General features: G+C 56.8%; 16 protein-coding genes and 1 pseudogene. 14 read left to right on the forward strand and 3 right to left on the reverse strand.

Annotated features, from left to right (window positions below):
• Positions 1 to 1,147 (forward strand): annotated as a pseudogene (locus tag U5K34_RS03715) (hypothetical protein); the annotation flags it as partial.
• A gap of 780 nt (positions 1,148 to 1,927) precedes the next feature.
• Here U5K34_RS03715 and U5K34_RS03720 read toward each other — a convergent pair.
• Positions 1,928 to 3,223, reverse strand: a complete 1,296-nt coding sequence (locus U5K34_RS03720; protein ID WP_322564179.1) for a hypothetical protein — start codon at positions 3,221 to 3,223, stop codon at positions 1,928 to 1,930.
• A 308-nt stretch (positions 3,224 to 3,531) separates the two neighbouring features.
• Entirely contained in the window at positions 3,532 to 4,182 is a 651-nt protein-coding gene (yihA, locus tag U5K34_RS03725; RefSeq protein WP_416224014.1) for a ribosome biogenesis GTP-binding protein YihA/YsxC, read from the reverse strand.
• Between the two features lie 183 nt (positions 4,183 to 4,365).
• Here yihA and U5K34_RS03730 point away from each other — a divergent pair, with 183 nt between their 5' ends.
• From U5K34_RS03730 to ccsB, 4 genes are all read left to right on the forward strand, one after another.
• The gene (locus tag U5K34_RS03730) at positions 4,366 to 4,671 is read left to right on the forward strand and encodes a c-type cytochrome (protein ID WP_322564178.1); all 306 of its coding nucleotides are present in this window, start codon (positions 4,366 to 4,368) and stop codon (positions 4,669 to 4,671) included.
• Positions 4,672 to 4,717: 46 nt separating this feature from the next.
• Entirely contained in the window at positions 4,718 to 5,338 is a 621-nt protein-coding gene (locus U5K34_RS03735; RefSeq protein WP_322564177.1) for a c-type cytochrome, read from the forward strand.
• 326 nt (positions 5,339 to 5,664) lie between these two features.
• Positions 5,665 to 7,722, forward strand: a complete 2,058-nt coding sequence (locus tag U5K34_RS03740) for a cytochrome c biogenesis protein ResB (RefSeq protein ID WP_322564176.1) — start codon at positions 5,665 to 5,667, stop codon at positions 7,720 to 7,722.
• Positions 7,723 to 7,742: 20 nt separating this feature from the next.
• Positions 7,743 to 8,921: a c-type cytochrome biogenesis protein CcsB gene (gene ccsB, locus U5K34_RS03745; RefSeq protein ID WP_322564175.1), complete on the forward strand. Its 1,179-nt coding sequence runs from the start codon at positions 7,743 to 7,745 to the stop codon at positions 8,919 to 8,921.
• Positions 8,922 to 9,142: 221 nt separating this feature from the next.
• On the opposite strand, the gene U5K34_RS03750 is transcribed toward ccsB, so the two are convergent.
• Positions 9,143 to 9,646 carry a cyclic nucleotide-binding domain-containing protein gene (locus U5K34_RS03750; protein WP_322564174.1) on the reverse strand — a complete coding sequence of 168 codons (504 nt, stop codon included), beginning with the start codon at positions 9,644 to 9,646 and terminating at the stop codon, positions 9,143 to 9,145.
• A gap of 126 nt (positions 9,647 to 9,772) precedes the next feature.
• Here U5K34_RS03750 and U5K34_RS03755 point away from each other — a divergent pair, with 126 nt between their 5' ends.
• From U5K34_RS03755 to ubiT, 9 genes are all read left to right on the forward strand, one after another.
• On the forward strand, positions 9,773 to 10,423 hold the full coding sequence (locus U5K34_RS03755; protein WP_322564173.1) for a thiol:disulfide interchange protein DsbA/DsbL: 651 nt from the start codon (positions 9,773 to 9,775) through the stop codon (positions 10,421 to 10,423).
• A gap of 47 nt (positions 10,424 to 10,470) precedes the next feature.
• Complete coding sequence (locus tag U5K34_RS03760; protein ID WP_322564172.1) at positions 10,471 to 12,102, forward strand: acetolactate synthase large subunit; 1,632 nt, start codon at positions 10,471 to 10,473, stop codon at positions 12,100 to 12,102.
• Between the two features lie 7 nt (positions 12,103 to 12,109).
• Positions 12,110 to 12,955, forward strand: coding sequence for an endonuclease/exonuclease/phosphatase family protein (locus tag U5K34_RS03765; RefSeq protein WP_322564171.1), 846 nt, complete (start codon positions 12,110 to 12,112; stop codon positions 12,953 to 12,955).
• A gap of 2 nt (positions 12,956 to 12,957) precedes the next feature.
• A complete protein-coding gene (locus U5K34_RS03770) occupies positions 12,958 to 14,697 on the forward strand; it encodes a diguanylate cyclase (protein ID WP_322564170.1) in 1,740 nt (579 codons plus the stop codon).
• Between the two features lie 691 nt (positions 14,698 to 15,388).
• The gene (locus U5K34_RS03775; RefSeq protein ID WP_322564169.1) at positions 15,389 to 17,098 is read left to right on the forward strand and encodes a lysophospholipid acyltransferase family protein; all 1,710 of its coding nucleotides are present in this window, start codon (positions 15,389 to 15,391) and stop codon (positions 17,096 to 17,098) included.
• On the forward strand, positions 17,062 to 17,211 hold the full coding sequence (locus tag U5K34_RS03780; protein ID WP_322564168.1) for a hypothetical protein: 150 nt from the start codon (positions 17,062 to 17,064) through the stop codon (positions 17,209 to 17,211). The genes U5K34_RS03775 and U5K34_RS03780 overlap by 37 nt, the downstream gene beginning before the upstream one ends.
• A gap of 157 nt (positions 17,212 to 17,368) precedes the next feature.
• A complete protein-coding gene (gene nifJ, locus U5K34_RS03785) occupies positions 17,369 to 21,007 on the forward strand; it encodes a pyruvate:ferredoxin (flavodoxin) oxidoreductase (RefSeq protein ID WP_322564167.1) in 3,639 nt (1,212 codons plus the stop codon).
• The gene (locus U5K34_RS03790) at positions 21,008 to 22,021 is read left to right on the forward strand and encodes a dihydroorotate dehydrogenase-like protein (protein ID WP_322564166.1); all 1,014 of its coding nucleotides are present in this window, start codon (positions 21,008 to 21,010) and stop codon (positions 22,019 to 22,021) included. It abuts the gene before it with no gap.
• A 199-nt stretch (positions 22,022 to 22,220) separates the two neighbouring features.
• Positions 22,221 to 22,709 (forward strand): ubiquinone anaerobic biosynthesis accessory factor UbiT, encoded by a 489-nt coding sequence (gene ubiT, locus U5K34_RS03795; protein WP_322564165.1) that lies wholly within the window; start codon positions 22,221 to 22,223, stop codon positions 22,707 to 22,709.
• Positions 22,710 to 23,013 lie beyond the last annotated feature (304 nt).

Below are 23,013 nucleotides of genomic sequence, written 5' to 3' on the forward strand. Positions count from 1 at the left end.
TGCGGCGATCTTTGCCGCCGCCGATCGCCAGAATCTCGATCTAATGGCGCACGAGGATGTTCAGGAGTTGCTGGTGCTGGCTTTCGAGCTTTTGAGCGGCCGTGAGATCACCCGTCTGGTGATCGATTATGAGGGCGGCTGGCAGCAGGTACGCAGTCTGGATGAGGTGGAGGACGCGCGTAATCGTTACAGCGTTCGCCAGGCGATGGCCACCACGCGCCTGCAGGCGCTGGCGGCCTATCTGTCGGATCATCCCGAGCTGGGGTTCGATGAGTCGGTGACCAGTTTGTCGCCGGAGGAGCTGTTGGCCCGGCTGGCCTCCGGGCTGGAGCAACTGGTCCAGCAGGGCCGGCTCGGTGAGGCGGCCAGCTGGCCGGAGTTGAAAACGATTCTGGATCTGGTGCGGGAAAGCCGTCGGGCCAGCGAGGAAGTTCAAAAATGGCGGGATCGTTATATCCGGGCGCTGGAGCGCTGGGAAGAGTTACGCCAGCGCCATGCCAGACAGCCCGCGCAACTTGTGTTGCCGCGTCGCTCGCGGGGACTGCGGATTCGCGAAGAGCGCATTGCGCTGGATGATGAAGCGAAGATCGAAGTGGCGAAGCAGTTTTGCGAATACCTGCGCGGGCTCGGTTTTCGGTCCACCGAGGCGGGGCTGCAACGCGGCGGGCGATCGTTAAACAGCGAGGATATCAAGCGCCTGGCGATTCGCCTGGTGCTGATCCTGCAGTCGTATGTCCCGTTGACCGACGCCAGCATTCAGCGGGCGATCTACAGCAGTCGTGCCGCCTATCTCGGCGGGCTGGAAGCCGGCTTCAGCGCCGATGCCAAGGCGGGCCTGGGGGCCGCGGCGGTGCGCGAGGTGCGCGAGGACCTGGGCAAAAGTGCCGAGTACCTGGCATTGCGTATTCGCCGGGTGTATCAGGTGCCGTTGAGCGATTCGATGATCGATTTTCTGGTGGAACATTACAACGCCAATCGGGAACGGCTGGAGGTGATTGCCGCCTCGCCACTGGAGGAGACACCCTATTCAAACCAGTTCGCCGGTATTTTGCAGGGCTTATCGATGGACTCGGAACGCTGGCGTCGGATTATCCAGCAACTCGAGCGCCTGTTGCATGATTACGATCACCGCCGGGTTCAGCGTTAGCCGCTCGCGGTCGCGAGCCCATTGATCGGGGCTGTGAGACTGGCCGGAACTTTCCCGGTCCGGGGGTGTCCTATTTTGTGAGCGCAGTAATGCGCTTATTCCCGCAACCCTCCCTGTAGTGGGAATTAAAAGCCCGGTTTCCCCAAGCCGGGCTATTTTGAAGGCCCCGGACGGCGCTTTATCCCCACTTCGTCCGGGGCATTTTTTTGCCCACTTTATATTCTGACTAATTCTGCAGGTCACGCTGGCGTTAGCCTGCGTGACACCCTGCTGACCTCTCGCAGAGACGCCAGGGGTAGAGAAACTGCACGCGTTTATTCTCCGCGCACGCTGCGTCTCCGCGAGAGTAATTCCATTGGTAGGCCGGACTGCAACGCGATGTCCGGCAATCAGCGGTGTTGTTCGATGTTTCGGTGGTTATCCCTGTTTGGGGCAGGTGTCGTAGTAAGGAAAAAGCGGAACTCTCGCAGAGACGCCATGGCGCAGAGAAATCTGATATTGCGTATTCTCAGCGTCGCTCTGCGTCTCTGCGAGAGCCGTCCATTGGTAGGCCGGACATAGCAACGCGGTGTCCGGCAATCGGCGGTGTTGTTCGGTGTTTCGGTGGTTATCCCTGTTTGAGGCAGGTGTCGTAGAAGGAAAAAGCGGATCTCTCGCAGAGACGCCACGGCGCAGAGAAACTACTATCGTTTATTCTCTGCGACCTCTGCGTCTCTGCGAGAGTCTTATAGCCGGGTAGAATGCCTTCTGTGCATCATCATCTCGACCCGGAATAGATGTTCAGAACGCCGCGTCAAAGCCGACCAGGAAATAGTTTTCGTTGGTCAGGTGGCCGGTCCAGTAGGTGCCGGTTTTGGCTACATCACTTTGCAGATCGGCATTGAACTCGATCACGCCCTTGACGTTGCGCATGAAATAATAGGAGGCCGTATAGGTCACCGTCTCCATGGCGATACCTTCATAGATGGTATCGGTGTTTTCCAGATCCCCGGCGTCGGCGTAGTTATACAGCAGTGAATGGGCCCAGCGCGGACTGTGGATGTAATCGATTCCGACAAAGCCGCCGAACCATTCGTAGTTTTGGCCGGCATTGATGAAGCCGTCCCACTCGTTCCACAGGGCCTGGGCGAACCAGTAGGTCTTGTTGCCGAGCTTGCCGTTGAAATCGAGGCCGACGATGTTCTTGTCGGTCTGACGATTGCCGCTACCGGTACCGGCGGGATTGTTTCCATCGGTAATTGCATTTTTTTGCTGGCCGCTGTAACCGAACAGCCCGGCGGCGACCGGTCCGATATCCCCGCCGATGCGGCCGAACACCGCTTTGGACGTATCGTTGTCGAACAGATGGTCCGAGCGCTGATACCCGGGGCTGTTGATGGTGAGGTTCTCCTTGATGCCGTTGCCGTTGACCAGGCCGACGGCCAGATCCAGTGGCCCGGCGGTGGTGTCGAAGATGACACCGCGATCATAGGTGATGCCGGCCATGCGATAGGCCATGTAGTCCTGGAAGGTCAGGCGGGTCTCGCGCGGGAACATCAGATCCGAGACCTGGAACTGGCCGAGCATCATGCCCACATCCGTGCCGAACAGGGCATCGTGGGAGAACCAGGCATCCTCGACGATGGTCTCGCCGTTGCCGCCCTTCTCGGCGAAGATCGCGTAAAAGTAATAGGTAATGTGTTCCGACAACGGGGCGCTGGAGAGCATCTTGATCAGATAGGGCGACTGAAAATCACTGTCGACTTCCGTGGATTCCCCGGTGGTCAGGTCGGTGATCGCCTCGGCATCGCGCGCCTGGGCAAAGGCCTGGGCGCGAAACGCTATCGGCGGGGTCTTGGCCAGGGCCAGCATGTCGTCGCCGGTGGCCACGGTGTTGTCCTTCCAGTTGGGCAGGCGGAAGTTGGAGGCAGCAAAGCTTTCCCCGAACGCGTTCAGCTTGGGAAAGGCGGCGTGACAGGTGGCGCAGGACATTTTGTAGTCGCGGGCGAAGGCCGGCATGGCGTTCGCCTCGGGCAGCAGCAGGATCAGCAGCAGCAAACTGCTGAACAGGGTGTGCAGATGAAAGCGTTTGAGCATGGTTGTTCTCCCCGTTGCAATGGCAAGTTGTTTTTGAACCGGCCCGGTGTAACCCGCGGGTTACGGTAAGCCCGGCCGGATCGGTTGTTTATCAGGACATTCTAGCGGACTTTTCTGAAATGAAACTGAATCGGGAACCAGTGGCATAGATTTAACAAACGTTCACAATCGCCGCCTGTTACCGGGGCATCGGGCGCACTACGCTGAGAGTGTCTGACCCCGCTTAACCCAGAGCGGGATTCAAGGCCCGGTCCCCAATGCCGGGCGAACTTGACCCCGGAATGACGCAATTCCCCACATCCCAACCCCTATTCCGGGGTTTTTTTTTGCTGCCCTTGATCCGGCTCAAGGTCGAGCCAGCGGTTGACCACGTTTAATGCCTCCTCGAGCCCCTGTTTTTTGGTGGCGGAGAACAGTTGTGCGCTGGCCTGGGGATAATCGGCCAGCTGTTTGCGCACCGCCAGCAGGGTGTTTTGTGCCGGCCCCCGCTTGAGCTTGTCGGCCTTGGTCAACAGGATGTGGGCCGGCAGGTCGGCGTGGCGGCAGAATTCGAGCATTTGCCAGTCGTAGTCGGTCAGCGGGTGACGAATATCCATCAGCAGGATCAGGCCGGCCAGGGACTGGCGTTGCTGCAGATAGACCGCCATGGCCTCGCCCCACTCGCGCTGCACGGCCTCGGGCACCCGGGCAAAACCGTAGCCGGGCAGATCCACCAGCCGGCGCCGCTCGTCCAGGGCGAAGAAGACCAGGTGCTGGGTGCGCCCGGGCGTCTTGCTGGTGCGGGCCAGGGCCTTGCGCCCGGTCAGAGCATTGAGCGCGCTGGATTTGCCGGCGTTCGAGCGCCCCGCGAAGGCGACTTCGACGCCTGTATCCGCCGGCGCCTGCTGCGGCCGGGGCACGCTGAGCAGGAAGTGGATGGCGGCGTAGGGTCGGCGTAACTGGTCGAATCGGGTACTCACGGCGCCTCGGTAGTGGGTTTCGGCGTGGCTCTGGGGTATAATGGGTCGTCTTGACCGGATATTGAGCAGCTGATATACAGACTGCCGCTTCGTGTGCACAGATTCTAGCATGACGAACCTGGGGACGGCGTCATGGTCGAAAGTTTTATACCATCAACATCGATTGGAGTTAGGAGTAGACTAATGAAAAAAGCAATCACCGGTACTGTCGTATCTCTGGCCATGCTGGGTCTGGCTTCCGTTGCCTCGGCGGCTGAAGGTCAACAAACCTATCAGCAGGCCTGCTTCGCCTGTCATGGCACCGGCGCCGCCGGCGCACCGAAGCTGGAAAAGAGCGCCTGGGCGGATCGTCTGTCCAAGGGGAAAGAGACCCTGTATAACCATGCTCTTAATGGTTTCAATGCCATGCCGGCCAAGGGCGGCCGCGCGGATCTGAGCGATGCGGACGTCAAGGCCGCGGTCGATTACATGCTCTCCGAGGTCCAGTAAGCGTCCGAACAGTTTGTCAAACATCGCAAGGTTGGTTTAATCACAAATGAAGTATTCAACGTTAGTCAGTTTTCTCTCGGTAGTCCTGTTTGTACCGGCGTTTGCCTCCACGGCCCAGGCGGCCGGCGATGCCAAAGCCGGTGAAGCCAAGGTCGCAGCCTGTGTCGCCTGCCACGGCGAAAAAGGTAACAGTGCGGTTGCCAATTTTCCCAAGCTGGCGGGTCAGCATGCCGGCTATGTTGCCAAGCAGCTGGCGGATTTCAAACGGGGTGAGACCCGTTCCGATCCGCTGATGGCCGGTCAGGTTGCCGGTTTGAGCGAGCAGGACATGGCGGACATTGGCGCCTACTATGCCAAACAGTCTCCCAGCATGGGTCAGGCCGATGAAGAACTGGCGGCGTTTGGTGAGAAACTCTACCGGGGCGGTAATCCTGAAAAGGGCCTGACGGCCTGTATCGCCTGCCATGGTCCGACCGGGGCCGGGAATCCGGCAGCGAATTTCCCGCTGTTGAGCGGCCAGCATACCGATTATCTGGTCAAGGCCCTCAAGGATTTTCGTGACGGCAAGCGGACCAACGATATGAATGGCATGATGCGGGATATCGCCCGCAAGATGAACGATCGGGAAATCAAGGCGGTTTCGTCTTATATTTCCGGTTTGCACTGATGGCCGGTTACTGATTGTTCCGACAAACGAAGCAAGATAAAAAAGGGCGGATCTCCGCCCTTTTTTGCGCCTGAAAGTCGACTTTTTATCCGCAGCGAAGGAACTTTGTATCGCTCGAAGCAGACTTAAGAGAGTGACAGGGCGCACCGGGACGACCCGCCTCGGTGCCGGACAAAATAACCATAATAGTTTACAGATAAAAACGCAGATAACTCCTGCCCGGTACAACACCAGAATATAAACCGCGTCCCGCGGGGCGAGGTTAAATTTATCCCGGGGTGTGATAGCGTAGCGCACCGGATTGGCGATGAGATTGGCGAGCAAGCGTGAGTAAATCCCGACAACAAAAACCGGCCGCCTGGCTGGAATTCCTCGGTTCCATGAACCTGGCGATCACCATGCTGGTCGTAATCGCCGTGGCGTCGGTGATCGGCACGGTTTTGCAGCAGAACCAGCCTTACCAGGATTACATCATCAAGTTCGGGCCCTACTGGCACGAGATCTTCAAGGTGCTGGATCTGTACGACGTCTATGGGGCCGTCTGGTTTTTGCTGCTGCTCGGGTTTTTGCTGTTAAGCACCAGTGTCTGTGTTTATCGCAACGGGCCGGGCATGTTGCGCGATATGGGCCATTATCGCCTGAGCATGAAAGAAAAGTCCCTGCGGGTCATGCGCAATTTTCGCGAATGGACTCTGGGCGACTCCCCGCAGCAGGTCGAGCAGACCTTCACGCAATATTTTAATAACAAGGGTTACCGTGCCCGACGCAAGGAAAGCGAAGGCGTTACCGTCCTGGCCCTGATGAAGGGGCAGATGAACCGGCTGGGCTATCTGTTCACCCATGTCGGTATCGTGGTGATCTGTGTCGGTGGTCTGATGGACGGTAACCTTGGCCTGTCGATTAAAGAATGGCTGGGCGAGATCAAGATCGAAAAACGGGATATCGCCGCCAAGGAAGTGCCGCCCGTCAGCCGGCTGAGCCCGGCTGAGAACTGGTCGTTTCGCGGCAACATCACGTTGCCGGAAGACAGTGTCAGCAATATGGTATTTCTGAATATCCGTGATGGCTATCTGGTTCAGGAGCTGCCATTTGCCGTCGAGCTCAAGGAATTTCGGGTCAAATATTATGATTCCGGTCAGCCCAAGTCCTTTGAAAGCGATCTGGTGATTCATGACAATCAGCTCGAAGCGCCGAGGGAAGAGACCATCGCGGTGAATCATCCACTGATCTATCGTGGCTATGCTATCTATCAGGCCAGCTTCTCCGATGGCGGCACAAAGATGCAGCTCAAGGCGTGGCCGCTGTTTGACAGCAACCCGCAACCGATCGAACTGGATGGCAAGGTCGCGGCCAAACGCCAGATCGAAACGCCGGATGGCGTGATGACCATTGAGTTTGAGGATTTCAAGGAATTCAATGTGTTCCCCGCCGATGAGGAGCTGGCAGTGGCGCCCAACGAAGAATTTGATCAGAGCGAGATGGTGCGCGGCGGTACCATGGGCCAGAGCGGCAAGAAGTTCACCAATTACGGCCCCAGTTTTACCTTCCGGCTGCGGCAGCCCAACGGCGAGGCGCGTGAATTCGTCAATTACATGGTCCCGGTACGTCAGGAAGGACGTTATTTCTTTTTAAGTGGCATGCGTGAAAGCCAGGCCGAGCCATTCCGCTATCTGCATATCCCCGCCGATGACAAGATGTCCGTGGATCGCTTCATGCGTCTTCATGCCTGGTTAAATGACAAGGATCGTGTGCGTCGGATTGCCGAACAAAGCGCCCGTCAGGCGATGTCCGAAGCGAACATGCAGGATAAGGAGATGTTGCAAAATATCGTGACCTCCATGGTTCGACTGACCAGTGAATTCAACCGGGGCGGTTATCAGGCGATCGATCGGCGCATTCAGCAAACCGTACCGGAAGAGCAGCAGATGAAAGTCGCGGAGACCTATCTGAAAATTCTCAATACCGTGCTGGAAAACCTGTACTGGGAACTGTTGCAGGCGGAAGACGTTGCCCTCGAACAGGGTATCAGCACCGAACAGGGGCGCTGGTTCGAGGATGCAGTCAATGCCCTGGCATCCATGGGGCCATACAGCTCGCCGTTTTATCTGCAGATGACTAACTTTGATCTGCGTCAGGCCTCGGGCCTGCAGATTACCCGTTCCCCGGGGAAAAATGTGGTTTATCTGGGCTGTGTGATGTTGATTATCGGGGTGTTCATGATGTTCTATATCACTCATCAGCGCCTGTGGGTGATGATTCGCCCGGAAGGCGAGGGCAGCCGTGTTATGCTGGCGGGGATGGGCAACCGTAATCAAAATGATTTCAGCAAGGTGTTTGATGGACTCGCCGATGAACTGGATCGGCATTATGCATCACGTCAATAACGACAGACAGGTGACAGACTATGGCGGTAACCAAGGAACAATTTAACCAGGACTTCGGCAAGGAGTCCTTTATCAAACAGCTGAGCCTGTTTGACTGGATCTGGGCGGCGGCCCTGCTGTTTGGTGCCGGCTATGCCTGGAACAAATATTCCGCGCTGATGGACAACTACGAGGTCGGCATTCTCTTCGGTACGTCCATCGCCCTGATCGCGCTGGGCTGGTACTGGAAAGCGACCCGGCACCTGATGATTGCCATTGCCGCTATCAGCCTGTTCGCGGTGAGTCTGTATGGTAACGATCTCGGTCAGGCCGAGCAGAACTTCTTTCTTAAATTTCTGATCTCCAGTCAGTCGGCGACCATGTGGATGAGCGCGCTGTTTGTGATGGCCACCGTGACCTATTATGTCTACCTGGCCAAACCCAACGATTTTATCGGCAAGGTGGCCACCTCCATGGTCTGGGTCGCCACCACCATGGGCTTTGTCGGCCTGATGGTGCGCTGGCGCGAATCCTATCTCATCAGCCATGACGTCGGTCATATTCCGGTCAGCAATCTGTACGAAGTCTTTATCCTGTTTGCGATCATTACCGCCCTGATTTACCTGTTTTACGAGGCGCGCACCCGCGCCAAGGGCATGGGGGCCTTTGCCCTGACGATCATCTCCGCCTCGATTGCATTCCTGCTCTGGTACCACTTTGAAAAAGGCGCACACGAGATCGAGCCACTGGTGCCGGCCCTGCAAAGTTACTGGATGAAGATTCACGTGCCGGCCAACTTCGTCGGCTACGGCGCCTTTGCGCTGGCCGCGATGCTCGGTGTGGCCTATCTGCTGGTGGAGCGGGCGCAAAACCGCAATCCGCAGAGCGGGTTTGTGGCGCGCATGCCGAGTCTGGACATGCTCGATGACATCATGCACAAGACTATTGCGCTGGGCTTTGCCTTCTTTACCGTGGCGACGGTACTGGGTGCCATGTGGGCGGCCGAGGCCTGGGGTGGTTACTGGTCCTGGGACCCGAAAGAAACCTGGGCCCTGATCGTCTGGCTGAATTACGCCGCCTGGCTGCACCTGCGCCTGACCAAGGGCTGGCGCGGTGCCCCCCTGGCCTGGTGGGCGATCATCGGCCTGTTCGTCACCACCTTCGCCTTCCTGGGTGTGAATATGTTCCTCTCCGGCCTGCACTCCTACGGCGAGCTGTGAGGAGCCATTGTTCGAAGTTTCTAGATCGCAAAGGCGCAAAGAACGCAAAGGAAATAATTTGATGATTTCTTGTGAGGCTCAGGCCCCGGGCCAGGGCTCCAGTTTGCGCGCAAATCGCGTCGTTCAGGTCTGGAGCCCAACACAAAGAAAATAATAGTTTTTCTTGGCGTCCTCCGCGTCTTTGCGTCCTTTGCGTTCCTTCCACCAACCTGGAGAAGAGGCTAGCGGATGGGTCCGTTGCCGTACATGTACTGGTTGAAGCTGGCAATATCCATACTTAGTCTGCGGAACAGGTGGTCCAGGCTGATGATGGTGTGTTCGACGAGGTTGACGGCGATGAAGGGGTGCTCAACTCGCAGCCGGTTGTACATGATGCGGGTCAGTTTGAGCAGGCGGGTATCGCCGACGCTGGCGCGAATCCGGGCGGAGCGCGCCTGGCGGTCGAAAAACGACATTTCCCCCATCACCTCGCCTTCCTTCAGGCGACCGATTTCCACGTCCTTGCCGTGATCTTCGAAAAACAGGACGACTTCACCCTTTATAATAAAGAACAGGGCCTCGCCGATCTCGCCGATATCGGCGATCACCTCATTCTTTTTGAAGAAGACCGGCTCGGTGAATTCCATCAGAGTCTGGACCTCGTTCAGCGTGAGTGATTCGCACAGGTGTTGCTGGTTCAGGAAGTCGGCAATGTCGATTTGTTTGGCAGCTTTTCTGGTTGGCATGGCTATCTCCTCAGTGTGCAGGGCGTAGCTTATCGGATGCCGGGACGAGGGGGAATCGGGGGGCGTGGCTTGCTTCGAGCAGTGAGTTTGAATAGTCTGAGAATAACCGAATATCAGGAGTCATTGATGAAGACGATTTTGCGTATATTGGCCCCACTGCTAGCGCTGGCGGTGCTGTTCCCGGCCCCGGTCCAGGCGGAGTATGCCGAGGGCATTGAATACCGGCGCATTACGCCGGCTGTCGAAAAGCTGACCGATAAGCCCCGCGAAGTGGTCGAGCTGTTCTGGTACGGCTGTCCCCATTGTTACCGTTTTGAGCCGAAACTGGAAACCTGGGTCGAGAACAAACCGGACGATGTTGGCTTCGAACGCGTGCCGGCGGTCTTCGTTCATCCGCAGACTGGCCGCCCGAATCCGAAGTGGGCGTTGCATGCCAAACTGTTTTATACCGCGGAATTACTGGAGATCCGGGACAAGATTCATGCCCCCCTGTTCAAGCGTATCCACGCCGGCGGTAAGCATATCCATACCAGTGATCAGGCCGAGGCCTTTTTTGCCGAGTTCGGCGTTGACGCGGAGACGTTCCGCAACACGATCAATTCCTTTGCCGTCGACGGCAAGCTGCGCCGCGCCATTGAACTGACCAAGCGTTATGGCGCCGAGGGTGTTCCGGCGCTGGTCATCGATGGTCGCTATATTACCGACGGCCCCATGTCAGGCGGGCACGATGCCATGCTGGGCGTGGTGCAGCAGCTGCTCGCAACGGATCCCGAATAATCTGTCTACAGGCATATCAACAGCATTGACCAGCAGGAGATGAATGAATGAAAGCCGCCGAACTTTTCGTGCGCTGCCTCGAAAATGAAGAAGTGGAATATATCTTTGGCATCCCCGGGGAAGAGAACCTGGATGTGATGGATGCCCTGCTGGATTCGGATATTGAGTTTGTCACCACCCGGCATGAGCAGGGCGCGGCGTTCATGGCTGATGTCTACGGGCGATTGACCGGCAAGGCAGGGGTCTGCCTGGGAACACTGGGACCGGGCGCCACCAACCTGTTCACCGGGGTGGCCGATGCCAATATGGATCATGCCCCGCTGGTGGCCGTGGCCGGACAGGCCAGCACCCATCGTCTGCACAAGGAATCGCATCAGGTACTGGATCTCGAGGAGATCTTTCGCGCGATCACCAAGTATTCCTCACGTCTGTTGACCCCGGACATTATTCCCGAGGTCGTACGCAAGGCGTTCAAGGTGGCGCAGACGGAGAAGACCGGCGCCTGTTTCATCGAGTTTCCGGAAAATATCGCCGAGATGGAGATCGACGATCAGCCCCTGCCGGTCAAGTATCCCTATCCGCCGGAGCCGCCGGGCGAGAAGGTGGATCGGGCAGCCGATATTATCTCGCGCGCGAAAAACCCGATCATACTGGCCGGCAACGGGGTCATACGCAGCCACGCCTGGAAGCAGCTGGCCGAATTCGCCGAGCAATTGCGCATACCAGTGGCCAATACCTTCATGGCCAAGGGCGTGGTGCCCTTCAAGCATTCGATGGCCCTGGGCAGTGCCGGGTTACAGGCCAACGATTATGTCAGCTGCGGTTTCAGCCGGGCCGATGTGATCATTTGTGTCGGTTATGATCTGGTCGAGTACCATCCTTATTTATGGCATCCGACCAAGGATCGAACCATTATTCATATCGATAATTCGCCCGCGGAAGTTGATGCCTATTACCCGGTAGAAGTTGGCGTCGTCGGCGATATCAAGCATTCCCTGTTGCGCATTATGAATCTGGCCAGTCCGCATACCGGCACGGCCATGAAAAGTCTGCGTAAGGCGCTGATCGAGGATATGAATCAGCACAAGGATGATACGGCCCTGCCGCTCAAGCCACAGAAGATCATCTGGGATCTGCGTACCGCGATGAACCTTGAAGACATTGCCCTGTGTGATGTCGGGGCACATAAAATGTGGATGGCGCGCATGTTCCGCTGCGAATATCCCAACACCTGCTTGATCTCCAACGGGTTTGCCAGCATGGGCATTGCCCTGCCCGGCGCCATCGCCGCCAAACTGGCGTATCCAGACCGTAACGTGGTGGCCGTAACCGGCGATGCCGGCTTTTTGATGAATTCCCAGGAGATCGAGACCGCCATGCGCATGAAAACGCCCATCGTGATCCTGGTCTGGAATGATAATGGCTACGGGTTGATCGAATGGAAACAGATCAACAGTTTCGGCCGCAAGTCACACGTGGATTTCAACAATCCGGATTTTATCAAATACGCCGAATCATTCGGCGCCAAAGGCTATCGAATCGAAAAAGGCGAGGATCTGCTGCCGACGCTGAAAACCGCGCTGGCCGATAATACCGTGAGTATTATCGATTGCCCGGTGGATTACAGCGAGAACCTCAAGCTGACCCAGAAGCTGGGTGAAATGATCTGTCCGATCTGAACTGACGATGATGTCGCAACAGACCGCTACCGACGACAGGGCACAAACGCTGAAAATACTCAGCTACAACGTCCAGGTCGGGATCAAGACCAGTCGTCCGTATCAATACCTCACCGGCAGCTGGCGGCATGTCCTGCCCTGTGCCCGGCGTCTCGGCAATCTGGACCTGGCGGCGGAGATGATGAAGGAATATGACATCGTAGGTGTCCAGGAAGTCGATGCCGGCAGTCTGCGCAGTAACTTCATTAATCTGACCGAATATCTGGCGGAGCGGGGTGAATTTCCTTACTGGCATCATCAGGTAAACCGTAAATTTGGTCGTATCGCGCAGCACAGTAACGGTTTGTTGAGCCATTTTCATCCTGCCGAGATACAGGACCTGCGTCTACCGGGCCTGATCCCCGGTCGCCAGGCCATACTTGCCCGTTACGATGCCGGCGAAGATACGCTGGCGGTCATCGTTGTGCATCTGGCCCTGAGTCGACGGGCCAGACTGCTGCAAATGGATTATCTCGCCGATGTGGTGAACAGTTTTCCGCATGCGATCGTGATGGGGGACATGAACTGTCGGCATGACAGTCGCGAGATGCAGCACCTGATCACACGCACCCGCCTGCATGAGCCGATCGAGGGTGTGCACACCTTTCCCAGCTGGCGCCCGCAACATAATATCGATCATATCCTGGCAACATCCGAATTAACCATCAACAAGTTTTGCGAACTCGAGAATTTCGGTTCCGATCATCTGCCGTTAATGATGGAAGTCAGACTGCCGCCGGGCATGCAGTTTCACCGCTACCAGCGCAACAAGTCACAAACCCTGAATGACTATCTGCAGAATCTGGATGGCTGAGTATGGCGAACGAGACCGGTAAAAGCAGCCGTGAGGCCGATCACTGGAAGAAAAAATATTACGACAGCCTGGATGAGCTGGACGAACGGCAACGCGAATGGGCGCAGCTGGAAAAACAGCTGAGACTACTGGTCTCCCGTCTTAGCCTGATTGCCGAAACCGACGACGCCCAGTTGGGCAAGCAACTCGAGAAGCTGCGTGGCCAGATCCGTGACAGCAGTGATTTGTCTCGCCTGGAATCGCTGTTCAGCGACATCAATACAGCAATCGGCCGCCTGCCGGAACGCACAGGTAATAAAGAGGGACAATCAAATCCGGCCCACGCCTTGCAACTGCTTCTGGATGAACTGCCGATTCCGGAGGATCTGGCCCGCCAGGAAAAATATGTCAGAAAAAAACTGGCGCGTGTCGCGGGCGTCAGCGAGCTGTCCGATGCGGTCAAAATCCTGGCAGAATTGTTGAGCCTGACGATTGAACAAGGCCTGCCGCCCGGTGCCGCACAGTCAAAAGGTTCCGCAGAAGCAAAAGAAGACAGAACAGGTCTTTTGAGTTCACTGTTTCGTCGTGGTGCCAGGGAAAAGACTGATACCGCCGATGCGCCGCAAAGGCAGCAACCTGTATCGATTGAAGTCGACTCGGGTCAGCCGGAAGCTGATGTGACAAAGTCAGAAATAGTGACCGATGACGAAGGGATTGCCTGCGCCCTGGCCGGGGAAATTCTGATTCAATTGCTCGAGCGCATCGATTTTTCCGACGATCTGGCGGTGGAGTCGGAACTGGTACGTAAAAAACTCGAGCCCTGTGAAGACGTGGCGACATTAACCCGGGGCCTGGATGATACCGTCAAACTGATCGCCGATCTGCAATCACGGGTAAGGTCGGAAAAACAGGATCTGGAAAACTTCCTGCTGCAACTGACCGATCGACTGCAGGAGCTGGACAAGGACATACAGCAAACCGCACGCCTGCGGGATGCCGCGTTGAGTGAATCACGTGAAATGAACCAGATGGTCAATTCGCAAGTCAGTTCGATCGAGCAGACCGTGGACGAGGCGCTGGATCTCGATTCATTAAAAACCGCGATCCAGTCGCGGGTGGTGATTATCCGAAATCATGTGGATCGTTTTCTCGAGCAGGAAGAAGGTCGCGGTGGTGAATCACATGAAATTATCCAGCGCCTGGAAAACCAGTTACGGGCGACGGAAGCCGAGTCGGACAAACTGCGCCAGCAGGTGAAAAAAGCCCAGAACAAGGCCGAAACGGACGCGTTAACCGGCATTCCCAATCGCATGGCCTACGACCGGCGACTGGAGGAGGAAATCGCACGGCATCGGCGCTATAACACCGATTTTGTGCTGATGTTGTGGGATATCGACCATTTCAAGGAAATCAACGATACCTACGGGCATGCTGCCGGTGACAAGGTTCTGAAGGTGATTGCCGGTGTGATGCAGCAACAGTTGCGCGAAACCGATTTTCTGGCCCGTTACGGCGGTGAAGAGTTTGCGATCATTCTGGTTGAATCGGATATCGCTGCCGCGAAAGTCGTGGGTGAAAAACTGCGCCAGGCGATCGAGGCGCTGGAATTTCACTTTCGCGGGAGTCGTGTCCTGGTTACCGCGTCCTGTGGCCTTGCCCGGGCCGAAGAGGGGGATGCTGAACAGCTGTTCGAACGGGCCGACAATGCACTTTACAGTGCCAAGGATAAGGGGCGAAACCGGATTGAAAGTGCCGAAGCCTGAGTTCGAGTTATTAACCAGTTCGAGCCAGGACAAGATCACCAGCTAGTCGCGCAGGTCATACTGGCAATAGCAAGTGTAACACCACTTTGGCTCTGCCCTGGTATATGGCGGCAGCCATCCTAGTTCAGGCTCTCTGGAAAATAACGCAGAGGACGCTGGCCCTTCGGGCAGTGCCGAGGGACGAGTAACGAGGTACGAGGATTAGCTTGTCATTCCGGCGAAAGCCGGAATCCATAAGAGAACCCAGGCTGAATCTACGGCTAAGGCCAGGCCGCTTTTTAGATTCTCTGGAAAATAACGCGGAGGACGCAGAGGGTCACTCCCGGCATCCTGCCTCCAGCGACACTTGTACATCCCTGTACATCGCGCAACAAAGGCGCGGAGAAACAATAATGATGTCCCAATGTGTATGGCATACATTTTAGATCCTCTGCGACTCCGCGTCTCTGCGTCCTCTGCGTTATAAATCCGTTATCTAAACAGGGTCCGCTTCCTCTCCAGCTTCGTCACTGTGGGTAAATGGTTGCGCAGGCTTCACCACAGTGGCTCACAGACTTCACCAGGGCAGGGCCGGTCCGGGAGTGTTCCGGGTTATCCTCTCCCTCGTTCATAAATCTGTCATCACACGTTCAATCAGCTTACATAATCGCAGTGCAGGCTTGATCCCGTTTGAATTGTTCAGGATCAGGCCATGGCAGTTGCAACGCTCAATAACAAACCCTGTAACCCTTTTTCACTCGACGAGGTTTTTGGCAAGCATGTACGTTATCGGCCGTTCCGGCTGATGAAAAATACGCTTGAGTCACTGTTCGGTTTGCGTGAACTGGCGCGGCGTTATGCCGATCTGGAACCCACCGCCGACCCGCAAGCATTTGTTCAGCAAGCGTTTGAGAACCTGGACATTGATTATGTCATCGAAGCGGGTCGGCTTGAGAATATCCCGCAAACCGGTCCGGCCATTGTGGTGGCCAATCACCCGTTCGGTGCCCTCGAAGGCATGTTACTGGTCGATCTGTTAAGCCAGCGGCGTGCGGATATCAAGATTATGGCCAATGGCCTGCTAAACCGGATCCCGGAGCTGGCACCGGTGTTTCTGGGTGTGAATCCTTATGGACACAAAGCGGCAACGCGACAGAATGTCACGGCGATGCGCGAAGCTAGCCGCTGGTTGAAACAGGGTGGTTTGCTGGTCATGTTTCCGGCCGGCGATGTAGCGTCACGACGTTGGGCAAATCTGTCGATCAGCGAAGGGCCCTGGGATGCGTCGGTGGCGCGTCTCGCCCGTCTGTGTGATGCCAGTGTGGTTCCAATCCAGTTCGCCGGACACAACAGTCACCTGTTTTGCCTGGCCGGGCTATTACCCCCGATATGCAAGACGCTGTTACTGCCACGCGAACTGCTTAATAAATCACACGGCACGGTAAGTTTACGCATCGGCAAGCCGTTCGATAAAAAAAGGCTGGTCGGATTCGAGAGGATGCCGGATCTGGCGGGGTATTTGCGTATGCGAACCTGTCTTTTGTCGCAAAGTGAAGGCGGAATTAACAGTGATCGGTCAATATTGGGGGATGATGCGCTGGCATCGATTCTGCCGCCGATGGATGCTGTGCAGCTTGAAAAGGAATTGAGCACGCTGCCACAAGAGCAGCGGCTGGATACCTCGGGTGAGTTACAGGTCTGGTATGCCAGGGCCGCGCAAATCCCCCTGTTATTACAGGAGATTGGTCGTCAGCGCGAGATCAGCTTCAGATCGGTGGGAGAGGGCACCGGCAAGAGTAGTGATATCGATCTGTATGACCGTTTTTATCTGCATTTGTTTGTCTGGGACAGCCGGCAGAAGCAGGTGGTCGGGGGCTATCGACTGGGGCTGGTTGATGAGATTTTGCGCAATTACGGGCGTCGTGGTTTGTATAGTCATTCACTGTTTCGCTACAGTCGCCATTTCCTGCAACAGATCAGTCCGGCTATGGAGCTGGGGCGTTCCTTCGTGCGACCCGAATACCAGCGCAATTTTTCACCATTGATGTTGTTATGGAAAGGGATAGGCCATTATGTGGCGAAAAATCCGCGGTATGCCAATCTGTTCGGCCCCGTCAGCATCAGTAATGATTACAGCGGAATGTCCCAGCGCCTGTTGATCCGGTTTTTGAAACAGAACCTGTTCGACGGGACACTGGGTCGACACGTGAAACCGCGTTATCCCTATCGAACCGCCTGGAAAGACGGCTGGAATACGATGTTGCGCGAAGATATCAGCGTGGATGAACTATCGACATTGATCGCCGAGATCGAGGAGGATGACAAGGGCGTACCGGTGCTGATTCGACAATATCTGAAGCTGGGGGGCGGTTGCTGGGCTTCAATGTGGATCCCCGGTTCCAGTACTGTGTCGATGGCCTGATTCGGGTGGACCTGCGCCAGGCCGATCCCAGGCTGTTGAAAAAATACCTGGGTGCGGAGGGAGCCGCCACGTTTCTGGCCTATCATGATGCGGATCAACAACAGGCGGGTTGAATAGCGTCTCCCGGGCATGCTTCGATCAGATGGAAGCCGTAGTGAGTGCGCCTCCGGGGGACCTGATACCCGGGTAATCGTATAAAGAAATAGACGCTGGTCCACAGGCGATCTATCTTTAACGGTGTCAGTCAGCCTTGAAGGGATCCCCTGTATCATGTCCGAACCCCGTACTTTGACTATCGACGGTAATCAGGCCGCCGCCACCGTCGCACACAAGCTCAATGAAGTCGTCGCCATTTATCCCATTACGCCGGCCTCGCCGATGGGCGAATGGGCGGACGAGTGGTCGTCGCGCGGCCAGGTCAATCTGTGGGGCACAGTACCCCATATCGTTGAGATGCAAAGTGAAGGCGGCGCCGCCGGCGCGATTCACGGCGCGTTGCAGGCCGGTGCCCTGACCACGACGTTCACCGCCTCGCAAGGGCTGTTGTTGATGATCCCCAACATGTACAAGATCGCCGGGGAGCTGACCCCGACGGTCTTTCATGTGGCCGCCCGTTCGCTGGCCTGTCAGGCCCTGTCGATCTTCGGCGATCACAGTGATGTGATGAGCGCGCGCATGACCGGTTTCGGCTTTCTGTGCGCCAACTCACCCCAGGAGGTCATGGATATGGCCCTGATCGCCCAGGCGGCCAGCCTGGAGGGACAGGTGCCGATGGTGCACTTCTTCGACGGTTTTCGCACCTCGCACGAGGTGGCCAAGCTGCAGGGCCTCGACGATGAGGTGCTGGCGGCGATGATCCGCCCCGAATGGGTGCAGCGACACCGCAATAATGCCCTCTCGCCCGAACACCCCGTGTTGCGCGGCAGCTCGCAGAACCCGGACGTCTATTTTCAGGCGCGGGAAACCGTCAACCCCTTTTATGAAAAACTGCCCGGTATTGTGCAGCAGGCGATGGACCGCTTTGCCGAACAGACCGGTCGCCAGTATCGGCTGTTCGATTATGTCGGCAGCGAGGAGGCCGAGCGGGTCATGATCCTGATGGGCTCGGGCGCCGAGGCGGCCCAGGAAACGGTGGCGTATCTCAATCATCAGGGTGAAAAAGTCGGATTGCTCAAGGTCCGGCTCTATCGGCCTTTTGAGGCCGACGCCCTGATTCACGCGCTGCCGACAAGTGTTAAAAAAATCGCGGTGCTGGATCGCACCAAGGAACCGGGTGCCGACGGTGAGCCCCTGTACAAGGATGTGGTCACGGCGCTGGCCCAGCATTACTGCAGCGGCGAATGCCGGTTTGACGGAATGCCGACCGTGATTGGCGGCCGTTACGGGCTTTCTTCCAAGGAGTTCACGCCGGGGATGATCAAGGCGGTGTTCGACGAGCTGCGCGGGGATAAACCGAAAAATCACTTTACCATCGGAATTCACGACGATGTCACGCATACCAGCCTGGAATGGGATCCGGCTTTTCGTACCGACGCCCATGCACAGACATTCCAGGCCATGTTCTACGGACTGGGCAGCGACGGGACGGTCAGTGCCAACAAGAACAGCATCAAGATCATCGGTGAATCGACCGACCTGTATGCCCAGGGCTATTTCGTCTATGACTCGAAAAAAGCCGGGGCGGTTACGGTATCGCATCTGCGTTTTGGTTCTCAGCCGATCCGCTCCACCTATCTGATCGGTGACAACGACGCCGATTTTGTTGCCTGCCATCAGCCGGTATTTCTCGAGCGTTTCAACATGCTCGACAAGGCAAAGCAAAACGCCGTGTTTCTGCTCAACTCGCCGGAGCCGGCTGACCGGGTATGGCAAAGCCTGCCACGTAAAATGCAGCAACAGATCATCGACAAACAGGTTCGTTTTTATACCGTCGACGCCTATGCCATTGCCGAGCAGGCGGGGATGGGCAAGCGTATCAATACCGTCATGCAGACCTGTTTTTTCGCCATCTCCGGTATCCTGCCGCAGGAACAAGCTATCAAATCGATCAAGGATGCGGTGGAAAAGACCTATGGCAAAAAAGGCCGGCGGATTGTCGAGATTAATTTCAAGGCGATTGATGAAACGCTGGCGCGCCTGCATGAGGTGACTATTCCCGGCCAGGTGGATAGCGAGTTCGATGTCGCGCGGCCGGTACCGGCGAAGGCGCCCGACTTCGTGCAACAGGTGACCGGCGAGATTATTGCCGGCCATGGTGATGATGTGCCGGTCAGCCGGTTACCGGCCAATGGCAGTTATCCGCTGGGGACCGCGCGGTATGAAAAGCGCAACCTGGCGCTGGAGATCCCGGTTTGGGAGCCTGAGCTGTGTACCCAGTGCGGTAAGTGTCCGCTGGTCTGTCCGCATGCGGCGATCCGCAGCAAGATATTCAGTGAGACAGAACTGAAAAGCGCACCGTCAGATTTCAAGGCCCATTCGATGCTGGGCAAGGACTTTCCCGCAGGCATGATGATCAGCTATCAGGTGGCACCGGAGGATTGTACCGGTTGCGGCCTGTGCGTGGATATCTGTCCGATTCACGACAAATCCAACGCCAGTCGCAAGGCGCTGAACATGGCGCCGCAACCGCCGTTGCGTGAGCAGGAACGGGAGAACTTTGATTTCTTTCTGGAACTTCCGGAATATGATCGGCGCGAGCTGAAGGTGACCACGCTCAAGGGCTCCATGGTGATGGAGCCGCTGTTCGAGTTTTCCAGTGCCTGTGTCGGTTGCGGCGAGACGCCGTACCTGAAACTGGCCAGCCAGCTGTTTGGCGATCGCATGCTGGTGGCCAATGCCACCGGCTGCTCCTCCATCTACGGCGGCAACCTGCCCACCACACCGTGGTCCACCAACCGGGAAGGGCGCGGCCCGGCCTGGAACAACTCGCTGTTCGAGGACAACGCCGAATTTGGCCTGGGGATGCGCATTGCGGTCGACAAGCAGCGCGAGCAGGCGCGCGAATTGATTCAGGCATTGCGCGATCAGCTGGATAACGAACTGGTCGAGGCGATTTTAAACGCCGATCAGTCAAGCGAATCCGGCATTCATGATCAACGCCAGCGGGTCGCACAGTTGCGCGAGCAACTGGCAAAACTCAAGGATGCGCGGGCGCAGACCCTGCAGGAGCTTGCCGAAAATCTGATACGCAAGAGTGTCTGGATTATCGGTGGCGATGGCTGGGCCTACGACATCGGTTATGGCGGGCTGGATCACGTGCTGGCCACAGGCGCCGACGTGAATATCCTGGTGCTGGATACCGAGGTCTATTCCAACACCGGCGGCCAGACCTCCAAGGCGACACCGCGCGGCGCTGTCGCCAAGTTCTCCGCCGGCGGCAAACCGACCGGTAAAAAGGACCTGGCCTTGCTGGCCATGGATTATGAAAACGTGTATGTGGCGCATGTGGCCTACGGAGCCAAGGATGTCCAGACCCTGCGCGCGTTTCTCGAAGCCGAGGCCCACGCCGGTCCGTCGCTGATCATCGCCTATTCGCCCTGTATCGCCCACGGCGTGGATCTGTCCAATAACCATCGCCAGCAAAACCTGGCGGTCGACAGCGGTCACTGGCCCCTGTTCCGATTTGATCCGGCGCGCGCTACCCAGGGCAAGAACCCGCTGCATCTCGATTCCGGTGAACCGTCGATTCCCTACCGGGAATTTGTGCAAACCGAAACCCGCTTCAGCATGTTGTGGCATACCCATCCGCAGGACGCCGAGCGGTTCCTGGCCGAGGCCCAGCAGGAGGTGCAACATCGCTACCATTATTACAAGCAGCTGTCCGAGCTGGAGTGGGACGGGGCAACCCGGGTTTCGGCCGTCAAGGCAAAGCTGAAACAGGATAACAACAAATCGACGGAGGACGCGTAGATGGTGGATATGACGACCGAGTATCTTGGCCTGAAGCTCGCCAACCCGCTGGTGCCTTCATCCTCGCCACTGACCGGTGATCGTGATTCGGTGATGCGATTGCGCGAGGCCGGTGCCCCGGCGATTGTTCTGCCATCGTTGTTTGAGGAAAAAATCGATCAGGAAGAACAGGAACTGGATCGTTTTATTCATCACCAGTCGATCGGCTTTGGTGAGATGGAAAGTTTTCATCCGGTACCGGATGACTTCAAGACCTGCCAGGACGAGTACCTGGAGTACCTGCAGAGGATAAAACAGGAACTGGATATCCCCGTCATTGCCAGCCTTAACGGTACCACCGCCGGCGGCTGGCTGGAATACGGGCAACAGTTGCAACAGGCCGGCGCCGATGCGCTGGAGCTGAACGTCTATTATATCGCCGGCAATGGCGAGGAAAGCGGTAATGACGTGGAGCAGCGTTATATCGATCTGCTGGAATCGTTGCAACAACACGTTACGATTCCGATTACTCTGAAACTTTCCCCCCAGTTCAGCTCGCCGGTCCATTTTATCAGTCGCCTGGAACAGGCCGGGGCGGCCGGGGTGGCGCTGTTTAACCGCTTTTATCTGCCGGACATCGATCCGGAGCAACTGATGGTCGAGCCGGCATTGCAACTGTCCATGCCGTATGAGTCGTTAATGCGAATCCGCTGGGCGGCCCTGTTGCATGGACGGGTTAACCTGTCGCTGGCGATGACCGGCGGTTTTCATAACGCACGCGATGGCATCAAGGCGTTGCTGGCAGGAGCCGACGTGGTGCATTTATGCAGTGTGCTGTTACAGCAAGGGCCGGAGTATCTGTCCGTGATTCTGGGCGAAATGCATCACTGGCTGGAAGAATACGAGTACGACTCGGTCAGCCAGATCAAGGGCAGCATGAGTTACCATAACGCGCCCGATCCCGGTGCCTATGAGCGGGTTAATTATATTACCGTCCTGGATAACTATACCTCGCCCAGAGGTGTATTGCGCTGAGAGACAATACAGTCCGGGAATTAAATAAAAGTTTCCGACACCCGATCACCCTGCGCAGGATGGATCAAGTGATAGACCCGACACAGCAACGCGGTGTCCGGCAATCGGCTGTTCCAGATTCATTTTCTTGATCAGGATCAATCGCCACCGCTACCGCGAACGCTAGGCTAGGCGTTTGTCTGTCCCCGGAGGGTGAGCCATGCCGATCCCGCTACAACCCCTGTCGCTGGCTTTTCGCCTCACGCCGGCCGCGCTGCAAACAGAACTACTTTCACGCCTGTTCAATCATTTACTCCGGGGACAGACGATTGCCGGACAACTCGAAGCGCTTGAGGGCAAGCGGCTGGCTATCGAGATCACCGACAGCGCCACGCTACTGAATTTTACCCTCCGGCGCGGACGCCTCTATCGCACCGGCAATGTCGGCCGGGAGGACCGGGATGTCTGCATCCGCGGAAGGCTGGAACATTTCTGGCAACTGGCCGCCCGCCAGGAAGATCCCGATACCCTGTTTTTCAACCGGCAACTGGAGATCGAGGGGGAGACCGAAACCGGTCTTTACATCAAGAACCTGCTGGACAGTCTCGACTATGACTGGGAGGCCCATTTTCAGGCGGTGCTGGGCAAGCGTCTTGCCAAACTGCCATTGGCCGTTTGGCAGGGCCGAAGGCCGAGGATAAGATCCTGAAAGCCTTACCACGAAGACACCAAGGCACAAAGTCTGTTATCAATGATTTCTTCGTGTCCTGGTGTCTTCGTGGTGAATAATTTCCTCGTCCCTGTTTGAAGTGAGTAGGCCGGACTGAGCGCAGCGGTGTCCGGCAATCCGCAGGTGCCGATACCGCTGCGCTAAATCGGGCCTACATGCCGCCAAACTGCCGTTGGCAGTTTGGCAGGTCCGAGGGACGAGGACAGATCCTGAAAGCCTTACCACGAAGACACCAAGGCACAAAGTCTGTTATTAATGACTTCTTCGTGTCCGGGTGTCTTCG

The organism is Thiohalophilus sp. (assembly GCF_034521165.1).
GTDB lineage: Bacteria > Pseudomonadota > Gammaproteobacteria > UBA6429 > Thiohalophilaceae > Thiohalophilus.